The organism is Microbacterium sp. ISL-103 (assembly GCF_018613995.1).
Lineage (GTDB): Bacteria > Actinomycetota > Actinomycetes > Actinomycetales > Microbacteriaceae > Microbacterium.
Map to the genome: position 1 here is coordinate 1 of NZ_JAGGPD010000371.1, position 2,253 is coordinate 2,253.

Annotated in this window: 3 protein-coding genes; 1 reads left to right on the forward strand and 2 read right to left on the reverse strand. The window is 69.4% G+C overall.

Translation table 11 applies throughout. The features are described from left to right. The coding region (locus J7E68_RS13590) for an aminotransferase class I/II-fold pyridoxal phosphate-dependent enzyme (RefSeq protein WP_215173422.1) at window positions 1-425 on the forward strand (425 nt) is incomplete at its 5' end. Here the strand turns inward: J7E68_RS13590 and J7E68_RS13595 are convergent. Further along, window positions 349-1,590, reverse strand: coding sequence for a CpaE family protein (locus J7E68_RS13595; protein ID WP_215173424.1), 1,242 nt, complete (start codon window positions 1,588-1,590; stop codon window positions 349-351). The genes J7E68_RS13590 and J7E68_RS13595 overlap by 77 nt on opposite strands. Continuing rightward, the gene (locus J7E68_RS13600) at window positions 1,587-2,207 is read right to left on the reverse strand and encodes a hypothetical protein (RefSeq protein ID WP_215173426.1); all 621 of its coding nucleotides are present in this window, start codon (window positions 2,205-2,207) and stop codon (window positions 1,587-1,589) included. The genes J7E68_RS13595 and J7E68_RS13600 overlap by 4 nt, the downstream gene beginning before the upstream one ends. Window positions 2,208-2,253: the final 46 nt, after the last annotated feature.

Below are 2,253 nucleotides of genomic sequence, written 5' to 3' on the forward strand. Positions count from 1 at the left end.
TCCTCGAGGGGATCAACCTGCTCGCATCCACACGTCTGTGCCCGAACGTGCCCGCGCAGTATGCGGTGCAGGCGGCGCTCGGGGGAGTGCAGTCCATCGATGCGCTGATCGGCCCGAGCGGGCGTCTGCACGAGCAGCGCGACATCGCGTGGGAAGGGCTCGAATCGATCCCCGGCGTCTCCTGCGTGAAGCCCCAGGGTGCGCTGTACGCCTTCCCTCGGCTCGACCCCAACGTGCACGAGATCAGGGACGATGCGAAGCTCGTCTACGACCTCCTCGTCTCCGAGCACATCCTTCTCGTGCAGGGGACCGGCTTCAACTGGCCGACCCCCGATCACCTCAGGCTGGTCACGCTCCCCGAGCCGCGCGTGCTCGCAGAAGCCGTCGAGCGCCTCGGGAACTTCCTCTCGAGCTATCGGCAGTAGTCGCTGACGAGTCCGACTGCGACTGCGCCGTCACGATGCGGCGGACTCCTGCGACGAGCGTCGATCGCGGAGTGATGTCCGCCATCGGTCTGGCGTGCAGCAGCGCGGCGTCAGCGGCGCGCTGGTCCCACGGCAGGAACGCGATGTCGGTGATGCCCGAGAACCTCTCGAGCGTGCGCCTGATCTGTCCGCGGGCATCGATACCGAGTGGGCCGGGGCGCACGCGGTTGACCACGACACGGATCGGTGTGGGAGCCGTGAGCCGACGGAGTTCCGCGTGTTCGCGCACGAACCGACTGATCCCGAGGGGATCGGCGGACGCGACTGCGACGATGACGTCCGCCTCGTGCAGCGCGGCACCGGTTGCGGCATGCCTGCGGGGCCCAGCGAGATCGTAGGTCGCCTCGTCATCGGCATCGAACGAGCTCGCCACATCGACGATGGTCTCCTGCGCCCAACTCCGGCACGCCTGCAGCGTCGTCCGCAGACGGCTCGCGCCGAGTTCCGGCCAGCGACCGGGACGATTGATGCCTCCGAGCACCTCGATCTCGCCAGCACTCGTCTCGAGAGGGGAGGCGAGGCGAGTGAGCTCAGCGGAGTCCAGGGCGCCCAGCTCGGCGCGACGGCAGGCGGCCGCGATGCCGGGAGCGTCATCGCTCAGGCCGAGGAGGAGCGAGAGCGAGGGGGCCACGGTGTCTGCGTCGACGAGAGCCGTGCGCCGGCCCGTCCTGAGCAGTTCGACCGCGAGCTGGATCGCGACGGTCGAGCGGCCCGGGGACCCGGAGGGGCCCCACACCACCGTGACGCGGTGCGGACTCGCCGCCTGCGGGTGCGTGCTCGAGGGGACGTCTGTCGTGAGCGCGGCGGCGACCTCCCATCCGCCCGCCGTCGCAGGCAGAAGCGCGGGGAGCCCGAAGCGACCCTGCACCCGGCTCCCGATCTCCCCGAGCGGGACGATCCGAACCCCGGCGCGATCGCAGGCCGAGACGAGTTCGGGCGTCAGCGTGCGCCGGCCCGCGGAGATGACGACGGCCTCGATTCCCGGCGGCAGGGGAAGGACCCCGCTCGGATGCACCGACGCCACCACGCGTACCCCCTCGAGTTCCAGCTCTTCAGAGAGCCTCGCGGCGTGAGCCTCGGGCAGGGCGAGCAGCACCGAGATCACGAACCCGCTCCGATCGGCACGACCGACACCAGCGAACCACCGGTGATCGCGGCCAGCACCTCGGCGACATCCGCACGATCGATCACGACTTCGACCTCGGTGCCGGAGCCAGCGAGCATCCCTTCGGTCTTCGTCACGGAGGCGACGGTCGCGCCGGTCACCAGGATCCTCGGCGGTTCCGGAGTGCTTCTGTCATCGAGAGTCGGAGCGTGCCACAGATCGACGACGCTGCCGCTGACGACATCGTCGGGGATGCCGGTGCTGGACTCTACGACGATCGTGGTCCATCGACTCTCCGCTGCAGGCCGTGCCGCTGTCTTGGACATGAGCTCGCCCGCTTCCACAGCGCGCGAGGCGATCGAGCCGGAATCGAGGTCCTGCGGGGCGAGGTACCGGTCGGTCAGGGTGCCCAGGTTCACCTCGATGACCTGGAAGTCTGCCGACACGAGTGGCTCGCCGGTCACGAGGGTTCTGTTCGCCTGAAGCACGGGGGTTGTCGTGCCCGCGGAAGACAGCACAGCCCAGACTCCGCCGACCGAGAGCAGGACGAGAGCGATGCCGATCAGGAAGCGCACGTCGCCCCAGACGGCGCGGCGGGAGCGCACGAAGGGGTTCATGGCGACATGCTCACAGATATCCTCCGGGGGCCCTGCGGGTTATCCA